This window comes from Streptomyces sp. NPDC059679 (assembly GCF_042734105.1).
Lineage (GTDB): Bacteria > Actinomycetota > Actinomycetes > Streptomycetales > Streptomycetaceae > Streptomyces.
This window is the reverse complement of sequence record NZ_JBHWES010000004.1, coordinates 95,429-109,720: the sequence shown is the minus strand read 5'-3', so window position 1 is coordinate 109,720 and position 14,292 is coordinate 95,429. Positions and strand designations below refer to the sequence as shown.

Annotated in this window: 5 protein-coding genes; all 5 read left to right on the top strand. The window is 70.2% G+C overall.

Annotated features, from left to right (window positions below):
* The first annotated feature begins 10 nt into the window (after nucleotides 1-10).
* The 5 genes from ACFV2X_RS07280 (at nucleotide 11) to ACFV2X_RS07260 (ending at nucleotide 14,241) form a co-directional block, all read left to right on the top strand.
* Nucleotides 11-6,034 (top strand): amino acid adenylation domain-containing protein, encoded by a 6,024-nt coding sequence (locus ACFV2X_RS07280; RefSeq protein ID WP_385612562.1) that lies wholly within the window; start codon nucleotides 11-13, stop codon nucleotides 6,032-6,034.
* On the top strand, nucleotides 6,031-9,288 hold the full coding sequence (gene fabD, locus ACFV2X_RS07275) for an ACP S-malonyltransferase (RefSeq protein ID WP_385612559.1): 3,258 nt from the start codon (nucleotides 6,031-6,033) through the stop codon (nucleotides 9,286-9,288). The genes ACFV2X_RS07280 and fabD overlap by 4 nt, the downstream gene beginning before the upstream one ends.
* Nucleotides 9,289-9,384: 96 nt before the next feature.
* Entirely contained in the window at nucleotides 9,385-10,101 is a 717-nt protein-coding gene (locus ACFV2X_RS07270) for a DUF6333 family protein (RefSeq protein WP_385612557.1), read from the top strand.
* A 166-nt stretch (nucleotides 10,102-10,267) separates the two neighbouring features.
* The gene (locus ACFV2X_RS07265; protein WP_385612555.1) at nucleotides 10,268-12,718 is read left to right on the top strand and encodes a hypothetical protein; all 2,451 of its coding nucleotides are present in this window, start codon (nucleotides 10,268-10,270) and stop codon (nucleotides 12,716-12,718) included.
* A gap of 326 nt (nucleotides 12,719-13,044) precedes the next feature.
* Nucleotides 13,045-14,241 carry a serine hydrolase domain-containing protein gene (locus ACFV2X_RS07260; RefSeq protein WP_385612552.1) on the top strand — a complete coding sequence of 399 codons (1,197 nt, stop codon included), beginning with the start codon at nucleotides 13,045-13,047 and terminating at the stop codon, nucleotides 14,239-14,241.
* The last annotated feature ends 51 nt before the right edge of the window (nucleotides 14,242-14,292 follow it).

Sequence of the window (14,292 nt, the reverse complement as noted above, 5' to 3'; positions counted from 1 at the left end):
TCCTCCCGCCATGTCCTCCGAAGACCTCGCCACCACGCGCAAGGCGCACCTGTCCCCGGCGAAGCGGGCGCTGCTGGAGAAGCTGAGTGGCGCCAAGCGGTCGGCGGGCACCACGCGCACCACCGGCATCCCGCGCCGCCCTGCCGACGACCGTCCGCCGCTCTCCTTCGCCCAGCGCCGGCTGTGGTTCCTCGACCAGATGGTGCCCGAAAGCCCCGCGTACAACGTCCCGATGAGCTTCCGGCTGCGCGGGCCGCTGCGTCATGAGGTCCTGGAGCGCGCCGTCGCGGAGGTGGTGCGCCGGCACGAGTCGCTGCGCACCCGCCTGCCCAGCGAGAACGGCGAACCGTGGCAGGAGATCCTGGACCACCTTCAGGTGCCGGTCGGCCTGGTCGACCTCACGGCGGACCCGGCCCGGCTCGACGCGCTCATCTACGACGAGGGGCGCCGCCCGTTCGACCTGTCGCGAGGGCCGCTCCTGCGGATCACCGCCTACCGCCTGGGGCCCGAGTCGCACGTCCTGCTGCTCAACGTCCACCACGTCGTGGTGGACGGCTGGTCGCTGGGGTTGTTCTGGCAGGAACTGTTCACCTTGTACGAGGCATTCGCCGCGGGCCGGCCCTCCCCGCTGCCCGATCTGCGCGTGCAGTACGCGGACTTCGCTGTGTGGCAGCGGAACCACCTCACGGGCGATCGTCTCACAGCCCAGCTCGACTACTGGCGCAAGCAGCTCGGCAACGGCACGGAATCCCTGGAGCTGCCGCTGGACCGGCCGAGGCCGCCGATCCAGACCTTCGCGGGCGGGGATCTCCGCCGGCACTACCCCGGCTCCCTGCGCGCCGAGCTCCTCCAGCTGTGCCGCCAGGAGGGCGTGAGCCTGTTCGTCCTGCTGCTCGGTGCGCTGAACGTCCTGCTGCACCGCTACACCGGCCAGACCGGCATCCCGGTCGGGTCACCGGTGACCAACCGGACGCAGGTCGACATCGAGCCGCTCATCGGCATGTTCGTCAACACCCTGGTGTACCGGGCGGACCTGTCCGGCGACCCGGACTTCCGCGAGGTGCTGCGCCGGGTGCAGGAGGCGGTCAACGGTGCCCAGCAGCACCAGGAGCTGCCGTTCGAGGTCTTGGTCGATGCGCTGCAGCCGGAGCGGTATCTGTCGCAGAACCCGTTGTTCCAGGTGTGCTTCAACTTCCTGCCCGCCAGGGAGCTCAAGCCCGGCGAAGAGCTGACCATCGAGGAGATCGAAGGCGTCCGGATCGACACGGCCAAGTTCGACCTGTGGGTCAGCGTCGTCGACTGCACGGACACGCTTCTGGTCGAGGTGGAGTACAACTCCGACGTCTTCGAGCCGGACACCGTGCGGCGCCTGATGGACGCCTTCCGGGTCGTGCTGGAGTCCGCGGTGTCCAGCCCCGGGGTGCCCGTCTCCCGGCTCGCGGTGGTGCCGGAGGCGGAGCGTCGCAAGGTCATTGAGGAGTGGAACGACACCGCCAGGACGTTCGACGGTGCGGACCGCTGCCTGCACGAGCTCATCGCCGCCCAGGCCCTGCGCACACCCGACGCCCTCGCGCTCGTCTTCGACGGCGAGCGGCTCACCTACGCGGAACTCGACCACCGCGCCGATCGACTGGCCCACTGGCTGCGCCGGCGCGGAGCCGGTCCCGACCGGTTCGTCGCAGTGTGCGCGGAGCGCTCGGTGGAACTGGTCGTCGCCCTGCTCGGCGTCCTCAAGGCCGGAGCGGCGTACGTGCCGGTCGACCCCTCCTACCCGGTGGCTCGGCAGGAGTTCATGCTCGCCGACGCCGACCCGGCGCTCCTGCTCACCCAGGAACACCTGGTGCCCGCTCTGCCGCCGACGCGCGCGGAGGTGATCGCGGTCGACAGGCGCTGGACGGAGATCGCCGGTGAGTCCGACGCGCCGCTGGAGCACGGGGCGGGCCCCGGAACCCTCGCCTACATGATTTACACATCCGGATCCACTGGCCGCCCCAAGGGTGTGCTGAACACCCACCGGGGCATCGTCAACCGGCTGTTGTGGATGCAGGACCGCTACCGTCTGGACGGCTCGGACCGGGTGTTGCAGAAGACGCCGTTCAGCTTCGACGTGTCGGTCTGGGAGTTCTTCTGGCCCCTGATGACCGGTGCGACGCTGGTCGTCGCCCGGCCCGAGGAACACAAGGACCCGGCGAGGCTGGCCGCCCTCATCAACGAGGAACGGATCACCACGGCTCACTTCGTGCCGTCGATGCTTCAGGTGTTCCTCGCCCAGGAGGGAGCGGCCGAGGAATGCGCGAGCCTGAGGCGCATCGTGTGCAGTGGTGAGGCGCTGCCGTTCGCCCTGCAGGAGCGGTTCTTCGAACGGCTGCCGGGGACGGAGCTGCACAATCTGTACGGGCCCACCGAGGCGGCCGTCGATGTCACCGCCTGGCAGTGCGTGCCCGGTGACGAGCGCGCGATCGTGCCGATCGGCCGTCCGATCGCCAACACCCGCGTCCATGTCCTCGACCCGCACCTCAACCCGGTGCCGGTCGGCGTCGTGGGCGAGCTGTACATCGGCGGTGTGCAGGTGGCCCGCGGCTACCACAACCGCCCCGAGCTCACCGAGGAGCGGTTCGTCCCCGACCCGTTCGGCGCGCCGGACGACCGGCTGTACCGGTCGGGAGACCTGGCGAGGTGGCTGCCCGACGGGACGATCGAGTACCGCGGCAGAGCGGACTTCCAGGTCAAGGTCCGCGGCATCCGGATCGAGCCCGGCGAGGTCGAAGCCGCGCTGGCGCGCCACCCGGGGGTACGGGAGGCCGCCGTGATCGCTCGCGACGACGAGCGCGACGCCGGCCACAAGCGCCTGGTCGGCTATGTTGTGCCGGCGACCGACGGCGGCAGCGGCGGTGCCGCGGCGCCGCAGGACGAGGACCCGATGGCACAGCGGGTCCTCGAGTGGGCGGCGGTGTTCGACCAGGCGTACGCGCAGGACACCGACCCGCACGAGGCGGACTTCAACATCACCAGCTGGAACAGCAGCTACACCGGCGAGCCGCTGCCGCCCGAGGAGATGCGGGAGTGGGTGGAGGGCACCGTCGCGCGCATCCTCGCCCTCAAGCCGCGCCGGGTGCTGGAGATCGGCTGTGGCACCGGTCTGCTGCTCTCCCGGATCGCCCCGCACTGCGACGCCTACCACGGAACCGACATCTCCGCGGCCGCCCTGGACTTCGTGCGCACCCGGCTGCTGGCCCGGCGCCCCTGGCTCTCCGGTGTCGAAGTCTCGCAGCGGGCCGCCCACGAGATCGCCGGACTGTCCGAGGAACCCTTCGACGTGGTGGTGCTCAACTCCGTCGCCCAGTACTTCCCCGACGGCCCCTATCTGCGCACCGTACTGGACCAGGCCCTGGACAGCCTGGGGGGCGGCGGAGCGCTCTTCGTCGGCGACCTGCGGAACCTGGCCCTGCTGGAGACCTTCCACACCGATGTCGAACTCCGCCGCGCGAAGGCGAAACTGCCCGTCGCGCGGCTGCGGGGCCGGATCGCCCGCCAGCGCCACCAGGACCAGGAGCTGCTGGTGCACCCCGAGTTCTTCACGGAGCTGCGCTCCGAGCGGCCGGACATCCAGCGCGTCGACGTACAGCTGCGGCGGGGCCGGTACGACAACGAACTGACCCGCTACCGCTACGACGCCGTACTCCACCTCGGAGAGCCGGCCACCCACCGGGACGAAGCCGTCGTCACCCTCGACTGGCCGGACAGCGGAGGTGCCGAGCAGGTGCGCAGGCACCTCACCGAACAGCGCCCCGAGGCGCTCGCGGTGCTCGGCGTGCCCAACGCCCGGCTGGCCGGCGTCAACGCCAAGCGGGAGGAACTGCGGCGCAAGGACGGCGGGGAGATCGTCGGCGAACTGATCCGCGAGCCGGTGCTCGACCCCGGCGCCTCCGTAGACCCGGAGGAGTGGTGGCGGCTCGGCGAGGCCGTAGGCTACTCGGTCCGGGTGGAGTGGATGCCGCGGGCGACCGACGGCAGCTACGCCGTCCTGTTCAGCCGCGCCGGCACCCAACGCCTCCCGGTGCCGGGGACGCTGCCGGGGACGCCGGAGGAGCTGACCAACGACCCGGTGTTCAACCGGGTGGGCGGCGAGCTGGTGCGCGGGCTGCGCCGCTACCTCGAGGACCTGGTGCCGGACTACATGATCCCGTCCGGCTTCGTGGCCCTGCACACGCTCCCGGTCACGGTCAACGGCAAGCTCGACCGCGCCGCGCTGCCGCCGGTGCCCGACCACGGCGACGAAGACGCCTTTGCCGAGCCCACCACCGCGACCGAGCGCGCGCTGGCCGAGCTGTGGGCGGAGGTGCTCGGCCTGGACGGAGTCGGGGTCCACACCAACTTCTTCGAGCTGGGCGGCGACTCGATCCACACCATCCACGTCGTGGCCAAGGCCAAGCAGCGCGGTCTCCAGTTCGCCCCGCAGGCGATCTTCCGGCACGGCACGATCGCCGCGCTGGCGGCCGCCCTGGACGAGGCGTCGGCCACGTCGGACGGCCCCGCTCCGCAGGCGCCCGCCACCTCGGACAAAGACCCCGGCGCGCGGCTGCGCGGGCTCCGTGAAGCCCCCGGCGTCGTCGACGCCTACCCGCTTTCCCCGTTCCAGCGGTGGGCGCTGGGACACTGGCGCCGGTACCCCGAGCCCGGCGCCTTCCTCGCACGCCGGATGCAGATCCTGCGGCTGCCCGAGATCGACCCGGTCGCGTTCACCGATTCCCTCCAGCAGGTGATCGACCGGCATCCGGCGCTGCGCACCACGTTCGTCTGGGAGGGGCTCGCGGAACCGGTGCAGGTGGTGCACGAGAAGGCGACGGCAGAGGCGAGCTTCGCCGACTGGCGCGGGCTGTCCGAGGCCGCACAGAACACCCGGCTCGCCGAGCACCTCCGCGCGGACCGGGAACGAGGCGCCGACCTGGGCACCCCCGCCGGGCTGCGCTACCTGATCGCCCAAGTGGACGCGGACACGGCGCTGATCGTGGTGACGCTGAACTACTTCGTCGTGGACGGCTGGAGCTTCGACATCATCACGGGGCAAATCCTGGAGTCGCTGGCCGCCACGGCCGAAGGACGGCAGCCCGCGCCAGTGCCGCAGGCCCTGCCGTTCAAGGAGTTCGTCGAGGGCGTGCGTGGCCAGGACCAGCGTCCCGCCGAGCAGTACTGGCGGCAGGAGCTGTCCGGGTTGCGCCGGCCGACCTCGCTGTCCCAGGCCGTACGACGGCATCTGCCCGCAGGCCCCGCAGAGGCCGGCGGCGCCCGCCAGATGATCACTCTGGACCGGGACACCGCCCTCGGCCTGCGTCGGCTGTCCCAGGACGGCCACCTTCCGCTCAACGCGCTGTTCCAGGCCGCATGGGCGCTGGTGAACGCGGCGTTCACCGGCTCCGCCGACGTGGTGCACGGCGTGCTGCTGGCCGGACGCTCCTCGTCGGTGGTCGACGTCGACGCGCTCTCCGGTGTGGTGGGGCCGACCTTCAACATTCTGCCGCTGCGCACCCGGCTGGACCTCGGCCGCCGCACGGGAGAGTTCCTGAAGGGGCTGTACGCCGGGCTGATCGAGGCGGGCGGCCACGAGACCACCCCGCTCGATGCCGTCATCGGCTGGAGCGAGTTGCCCGAGGGTGAGCTGCCCTGCGAGAGCTACACCGTGTTCCAGAACGTCGGCGTGGACTCCAGCGAGCTCTCGGGCACCGCGTTCTTCGACTCCAAGATGGGCTTCCCCCTGCGGCTCGACGTCTTCCCGACCAACACGATCGCCGTGCACCTGTCCTACCGGCGCGAGTCGCTCCCCGACGCCGCCGCGACCCGGCTGCTGCTCGGCCTGCTGTCCGTACTGGAAGCCATGTTGGACGGTACGGAGCAGCCGGTGGGCCGGCTGGTCGAGGCGGCGTTGCGGGACCGCCCGGTCCCGGACGGCCTGCATGTATTCCACGACGGCGAGTTCCGGATCGGTGACATCCGCCGGCTGCAGGACGGTGACCGGGGGGACGGTGACCGGGGGTGAGACGGCCCACCGTCTTCATGTTCTCCGGCCAGGGCTCCCAGTACCACCGGATGGGCCAGGACCTGTACCGGGCCGAGCCGGTGTTCCGGGAGACGCTCGACCGCCTCGACGCCGTCGCCGAGGCGGAACTCGGGGCGTCCGTTCTGGGCCGGATGTACGACCCGGGCCGCGGCCCCGCCGAACCGTTCGACGACCTGGAGTTCACCCATCCGGCGATCGTCATGGTGCAACTCGCCCTCGCGGACACCCTCGCCGGGTACGGGATCGACCCCGACCTGCTGCTCGGCGCGAGCCTCGGCGAGTTCACCGCGTGCGTGCTGGCGGGCGTGGTGGACCGGGACACCTGTCTGAGGCTGCTGATCCGGCAGGCCAGGGCGGCGCGCGGAGCGCCGCCCGGCGGGATGCTCGCGGTCCTGGGCGACGAGCGGCTGCACCGGGACATCCCGCTGCTGCGCGACCACACCGAGGTCGCCGCCCGGAACTACCCCGGGCACCTCGTCCTGTCCGGCGCCGCCGACGCCCTGACCGCCGCCGAGGAACTGCTGCGGGCGCGCGACGTGGCCTGCCACCGGGTGCCCGTCCCGTACGCCTTCCACTCGGCCCTCATGGACGCCGGCGAGCCGATGTTCCGGACCACCGTCGCGGAGGCGGAGCTGCGGCCGCCGCGTGTGCCGATCGTGTCCTGCGCCGCCATGGGCGCGGTCGACCGGGTGACGGCCGACCACCTGTGGCGGGCAACCAGGGCGCCGATCGAGTTCGCGGCCACGCTGACCGCGCTGGAGCGGAGCGGCCCGTACCAGTACCTCGACCTCGGTCCGTCCGGCACCCTGCACAATTTCGTCCGGGCCGGCCTGCCCGCCCACTCGCGGTCAAGCTCCCACGCGCTGCTCAGCCCGCTGAGCGACGACACCCGCGCGCTGGCCGAGTTGCGCTCCGCCATGGCCCCCCGCGCCCGCACCCGCCCCGCCCCTCAGCACCCCCAGGAGGGCATCATGAAGGTATATGGATTCCCCGGTCAGGGCAGCCAGGCCAAGGGGATGGGAAAGGACCTCTTCGACGAGTTCCCGGAACGGACCGCGGTGGCGGACGCCGTGCTCGGGTACTCGATCAGGGAGCTGTGCACCCAGGACCCCCGACGGGAGCTGAAGCTCACCCAGTTCACCCAGCCCGCGCTGTACGTGGTCAGCGCCCTGACCTGGCTGCGGAAGCTGCGCGACGACCCCACCCCGCCGGACTACCTGGTGGGGCACAGCCTCGGCGAGTACGTCGCGCTGTTCGCCGCCGGGGCCTTCGACTTCGAGACCGGCCTGCGGCTGGTCAAACGCCGCGGCGAGCTGATGAGCCGCGCCGAGGGCGGGCGGATGGCCGCCGTCCTGGGCTGTGACCTGGACCGGGTGGAACAGGCGCTGAACGACCACGGGCTGACCGGCCTGGACATCGCCAACCACAACGCGCCGGCCCAGTTCGTCCTCGCCGGACCCACCGATGAGCTCGAGCGGGCCAAACCGGTGTTCGAGGGCCTGGGCGCGCACTATGTGATGCTGAACGTCAGCGCCCCCTTCCACTCGCGCTATCTGTGCGAGACCGCCGACGAGTTCGCCCGCCACCTCGACGGCTTCACGCTGCGCGACCCCGACATTCCCGTGATCGCCAACGTGGACGCCCGGCCGTACCGGCCCGGCGAGGTGAAGCGGACGCTGGCCCGGCAGATCGCCTCGACGGTGCGCTGGACGGACACGGTCAGGTACCTCATGGGCAAGGGCGAGTTCGAGTTCGAGGAACTGGGACCGGGCGCGGTGCTCCGCAAGCTGGTCACCAAGATCAAGGCCGTGGCCGAGCCGCTGGTCACCGAGGAACAGGTCACCGAGCAACCTGTTGCCGAGCCACGCGCCACCGAGCAACCGGTCGCGGCGCCACCGGCCGCGGCGCCACCGGTCGCCGCCGAGGTGGCCGCTGCCCCCGGCGCGGTCGGGGCGGAAACCCTGGGCGCGGGGACCTTCCGGGAGCGCTACGGCCTCCGTTACGCCTGCCTGGCCGGTGCCATGTACGGCGGGGTGTCCGGAGCGGAGCTGCTGGTGCGGCTGGCGAAGTCCGGCGGGATGGGCTTCTTCGGGACCGGCGGGCTGGCCCTGGACGAGGTCGAGGCGGGGCTCGACGCGGTGCGGGCCGCCCTGGGCGCCGACGGGGCATACGGAGCGAACTTGCTGCACCAGTACGCCGACCCGGAACGGGAGTCGGCGCTGGTCGACCTGTTTCTGCGGGCCGGTGTGCGCACCATCGAGGCATCCGGCTTTCTGCGGATCACCCCCGCGCTGGTCAAGTACCGGCTGAGCGGGGGCAGGGTGCTGGCCAAGGTGTCCAGCACCGATATGGCGGCCGCGTTCCTGGAACCCGCGCCGCGGCGCATCGTCCGGCAACTGCTCGACGAGGGGCGGATAGCCGCCGCGGACGCCGAGCGCTTCGCGCACCTGCCGATGGCCGACGACCTGTGCGTGGAGGTCGGCGCCGGCTGGTACGACGCCACCGGCACGCTGGCCACGCTGCTGCCCGCCGTGGTCCGGCTGCGGGACGCCCGGTCCGCACGGGCCGGATCCGGGCCGAGGATCCATGTGGGCGCGGCCGGCGGGATCGGCAGCCCGGAGGCCGCGGCCGCCGCGTTCGTCCTGGGCGCGGACTTCCTGGTCACCGGCTCGATCAACCAGTGCACCCCGGAAGCGGCCACCAGCGAGGCCGTCAAGGACCTGCTGCAGGAGATGGAGGTCCATGACGTCGCCCTCGCACCCGCCCCGGACATGTTCGAACTGGGGGTCCGGGCGCAGGTGGTCAAGCGCGGTGTGCTGCTCCCGGCGAAGGCGGGGAAGCTGCACGAGCTGTGGCGGCGCCACGACTCCTTCGAGGACATCGACGCGCCGACCCGCCGTCGGATCGAGGAGAAGTTCCTGCACGGATCGTTCCACGAGGCCGCCGCCGCGGAGTCGGACGCGGGGCCGGGTGGCGACGGCAAGCGGCGAATGGCCACGGCCTTCCGGTCCTACCTCCACCGCGGCTTCCGGCTGGCGCTGCGCGGAGACCCGGGGCGGAAGGTCGACTACCTGGTCTACTGCGGTCCCGCGATGGGCGCGTTCAACTCCTGGGTGACCGGTACCGGTCTCGAGCCGTGGCGGTCCCGCCACGTCGACACCATCGCGGAGCACCTGATGTCCGAGACGGCTGCTCTGCTGCGGGACCGGGCGGCCCACTACGGCTCCAGGTGACGGTAAGGGGAGAGGAGTTCTGATCGCTGATTGTTCTCTGATCGGCTCCGGGTGACGACGAACGCCCTGTCATTTGGTGCCGCTACGGTGGCCCGCATGACCGAGAACAAGTACTGGACTTCTGCTCCGGACCGGATCATGCGTGGCTCGATGGGGCTGTGTCATGTGACCGTTTTCGAGCCGCCGTTCAACATCGACGCCAGGAACTACCCCCCGCAAGACCCGGCGCAGGCCCGCGCGTTCGCCGAGTCGCTGGAGGACATCGAGGAGGTACTGGAGGACCTCGGTCCGCGCTCCGTGCAGACGCCGTTGCCCTCGGCGGTGCGTGCCGATCTGGACGTGGTGCATGTCGCGGCGTGGGGGAGCATGGTGGGGATTGCGGATCCAGCGTTCGCGACCGATGGGAATGACGAGCCGCTGAGGTTGGCGGCCAAGGCGCTGCGCGAGCGGTTCCCCGACGCGCGGATCGTGGGCCGGGTCGCCTACCACGGTGGCATGGAGCACACCGAGGACATCGTGTGGCTGCCGAACGGTGCGATGTTCCACGCGTCGGGCTGGCCGGGGGGTGAGCCATTCGTTGTCACCGGTGACCCGAATGCGGTGATCGCCTCCCTGGGCCTCACGGGCTGGATGCTGGACAACGCCGGCGTCGACCTGGACGAGGAGGCCAACGAGGTCGAGTGGGCGCGGCTGGCGGGCCTGGCACTGGGGCATTCGGACCCGTGGGGGTGGGAGCAGCTGCAGGCGACGGCGTTCCGCGTGCGGCATTCCGAGGATGCGGTGCGGGACATGGAGAGCCTGTACTTCATCTGAACTGGCAAGCCATGGCCAGAGATTGACGCGCCGTCGACATATTTTATCTTGTCTTTACTTGGGGCTCATGAGGTCTATGGTGGTCGGGCGGCGCGTACACGTCACGGGGGCCTCACGCGCTGCCCGCAATCCCTCGAGGCCCCACCCACGGGGGAAGGACGAGTTCTTGAACTTAATACTCCGCATACCGTCCAGGTGGCGGTTCGCGGCCCGCTTCACGGCTGCTGTCGGCCTGGCTGCCGCTGTCACCGTGACCGGGCTGCCCGCCATCGAGACCGCGCAGGCGGCCGGCCCGCCGGTGACGGCGAAGCTCAAACCGGGGTCGGGCAAGCGTTGCGACACCCGCAACGGTCTCCCGCCCGCCGCGAGGACACCGACGAACTCCGGGTTCCCCGACGATCTGGCGGGGACGATCTACAAGGACAACGCCCTCCCGAAGAACTTCGAGTTCGACCTTCCCGGGCAGGCGTACGACGGCCTCAAGGCCCCGACCGCCGCCGAGAAGACGAAGGCGCTGTCCCAGGTTCCCGGGGACCTGGACAAGAACGTGGACGCGTGGAAGAAGATCGCCAACGCGTCCGGCAAGCCCGCGGACCGCGCGATGGAGATCTACGCCCGCTACTTGGCGAACAAAGAGGGCCTCAGCTTCAAGGACTGGTTCGACAAGCGGTACATCCGCAACCAGATCAATAACCACAAGGGCTCCGGCTTCGAGCGTCAACTGGTCACCGACTACAAACTGATCGGCCCGGACTGGCTGTGCGAAGTCACCGTCGAGCTGTTCGACGCCAACGGTGAGAAGGTCGGCGAGCGCCGGTACGACGCCTACAACAAGCGGACCAAAGAATTCAATGAGTTCAAATCGAACTCGAAGCTGACGGCAAAGCAGCTCGCGAAGGACCGGATCGTCGCCAGGTCGATGCCGGACCACACCTTCCGTTTCACCGGTGCGAAGAAGTTCACCAAGGGCCAGGTCAATCACATCAACGCCCTGGAACGCGATGTGCGCGAAATGCGCAACGGCAAGACCGGCCAGGTGCGCGGCAACCAGCGGTTCTACAACCCGGTCCCCAAGACCACCCCGATCCGCGGATACTCCGACCACCAGCGCTGGTTCGCTCCCGCCTGCCAGACGGGCGGAACCCAGGTCATGGCCGCCGGCGCCAACACGTGTGGCACCAGGGGCCCGGCCAACCAGCGAGCCCTGTCCTCCGGCAAGACCCTGGAGGAGGCCAAGCGCTTCCAGGCCGACGCACGACGCCTCGACACCCGGGGCACCCTCCCCAGGGGCGGTCCGGGCGGTGTCGACTTCACGACCCTGGAGCTCCGCTACGTCGGCGGCCTCGAAAAGGGCAAGGGCATGACGTACTCCATGCGCGCGGACCAGATGCCCGACCCGGACAACACCCCGGGCTTCGGCGGCGCTGCCAAGATGCAGCTCGCATCCGACTCGCTGTTCACCTGGCTCGCCCTGACGCCGGAGAAGTTCTGGGTGAACTTGAACCCGGACCAGCCCGACAAGATCATGGACAACAAGTTCGCGACCACCGACGCGGGCAGGATCCTCCTCGACGCCGACCTGGACATGAAGCACGACTTCGCCGCGGCCATCAACCCGGAGAAGTTCGCCGGCGCCAAGCGGTTCTGGGACACCCAGCCCCGCGAGGACGGCATCCCGTGCTTCCCGGACGTCCGTCTGTGGATCGAACCCGAGGTCGCCAAGGTCCGTGAGGAGAACGGCGGCATCTATATCCTCGACACCCCGCTGAAGGTGTCGACGGAGTGGATGGACATGGACTGGTCCGCGCCCGGCGCCCACCAGTGCACCTGGACCGACGCCGAGAAGCGGTTCAGCGAGACCAACCTGCGCCAGAACGTGATGCCCGAGGTCGTGCAGCGGGTCAACAATGACCCCAAGTACGCCGACCTGCGCCGCGTCTACACCTCCCGCGTCGCCGCCGAATACATCCGACAGCAGGACGCGAAGAAGCCCACCGACTTCCACGACATCATCAACAGCAATGATGTGAAGGCGTGGCCGCTTCGCGCGCCGAATGACAAGTGGACCAAGCAGGGCACCTACGACCGCTATATGAAGTCTGCCCGCGAGGGCGTCGAGTGGTTCAAGCTCGAATACGACGGCAAGACCTTCAACCAGGGCGTCGGCGGCGTCGACTTCTCGAAGCAGCCGAAGCGGAACATCACACGCACCCAGTTCCGCGTCCAGAACCGGGACCTGGACAACACCACCACGAACTCCCGGAAGTCCGACGACGCGTCGTACCGGGACACCGACACCCTTTACCTGGGGGCCGGACCCGGAGGCGGTGGCAGCGACGAGGACCCGGGCGGTGACCCCACGCCCACCCCGACACCCACGCCGTCGGACACCGGCAAGCCGAACGACCCGCCGTCGACTCCGGCTCCGGACCCGTCGACTCCCGGCGGCGGTGACGACAAGCCGACGCCGCCCGCGACGAAGGACCCGGACGGCCATCTCGCCGGCACCGGATCCGACACCCCCGTGGGGCTCATCGCGGGTATCACCGCCGCCCTCGCAGCGGTCGGGTCCACCCTGACGTGGTGGATGCGCCGTCGCAAGGCCGCCCATGAGTAACGACTTCCAGAGGAACAGCAGGGGTTGAGGCGGGCTGCGAAATGAGGACGGCCACGCGGGGTTCTCAAGGTGTGAAACACGAGCTACTCCGCGTGGCCCTGTCCCTGTGAGTGCCGGAAACGGTGTCACCTCGCCACTGTCGTGCCGGTCTGATCGTTTTCGCAGTCCGAGGGTGTGGCGGGCCCGTGCGGGGAGTTCTGCACACAGCCCCTGCGGTGCGCGCCCGGCGCGAGAACACCCCTTCAGGGATGGCGAGTTCCGTACCCCGAGGGTTCTCCGGGGCTTCCCCGATGTCCTGTCCGCCGCCCGGCTGGTGAGCTGGACTCATGGGATCACATCGGTTACGTCGTCGCCCTCTGGCGCTGCTCTGCGCATGGGGCGCCCTGGCTCTCGCGGCCCCGGCACTCGCGGACTCCTCCGATCCGCCCCGTCGCGCGCACGACCGCACGCAGGCGGCTCTCGACCGGATCGTCGCGCAGGGCACGCCCGGGGTCATCGCCCAGGTGCGGGACGGACACGGGGTGTGGAACGGCCAGGCGGGCCTCCGCGACCTCGCGGGACAGCAGCCGCGCGCCGTCGGCGAGAGGTTCCGCATCGCCAGCGTCACCAAGACCTTCACGGCCGTGGTGCTGCTCAAGCTGGAGGCCGAGGGGCGCATATCGCTGGACGACAGCGTGGAGCGGTGGCTGCCGGGCGTGGTGCGCGGCGAGGGGTACCGCCCCCGGCACATCACCGTCCGCCACCTGCTCAACCACACCAGCGGCATCTACGACTACAACATGGACGAGGGTTTCCGAGCCCTGTACGCGGGCGACGCCTTCGACCAGAACCGCCACCGGCGCTGGACACCGCGCCAGTTGGTGGACATAGCTCTCGCCCATCCGGCGAACTTCCTGCCGGAGCAGGGCAGCCGCCCTGGCGAGCCCGGAGAGTGGGACTACTCGGACACCAACTACATCCTCGCCGGAATGATCATTGAAGAGGTCACAGGCGGCACGTACGAGGCGGCTGTCGAGCAGTACCTCATCAAGCCGCTGGGCCTGCGCGGCACCAGCGTCCCGGATACCTCCCCCGTCCTGCCGGACCCGCATGCCAGGCACTACTCCACGCTCTTCGAGGAGGGACCGGACGCGAAGGTGCGCGATGTCACGGAGTTCAGGCCCACGGTGGCCTTCTCGGCCGGCCAGATCATCTCCACGACCGACGATGTGAACTCGTTCATGACACGGCTCCTCAGGGGTGAGCTGCTGCCCGCCGCACAGCAGCGCCGACTGCTCACGGCCGTGTCCGTAGCGGGGGACAAGGGACATGGCGGTGAGGACGACCTGTACGGCCTCGGCATACGCCGCTTCAAGCTCGACGGCGACTGCTGGGCCTGGGGACACGGCGGCATGATCCCCGGCTCGGGAACCCGCACGGTCGTCTCCGGTGACGGGCGGCACGCGATGACGATGAACCGCAACGGTGACTGGGGCGAGCAGAAGCTGGAGGACGCCGCCGTCATCGCGGAGTTCTGCCGGTGAGCCGGAACCCGGCGCCTGCCCTCGGCGCGACCCCAGGAAGCCGTCGGACGG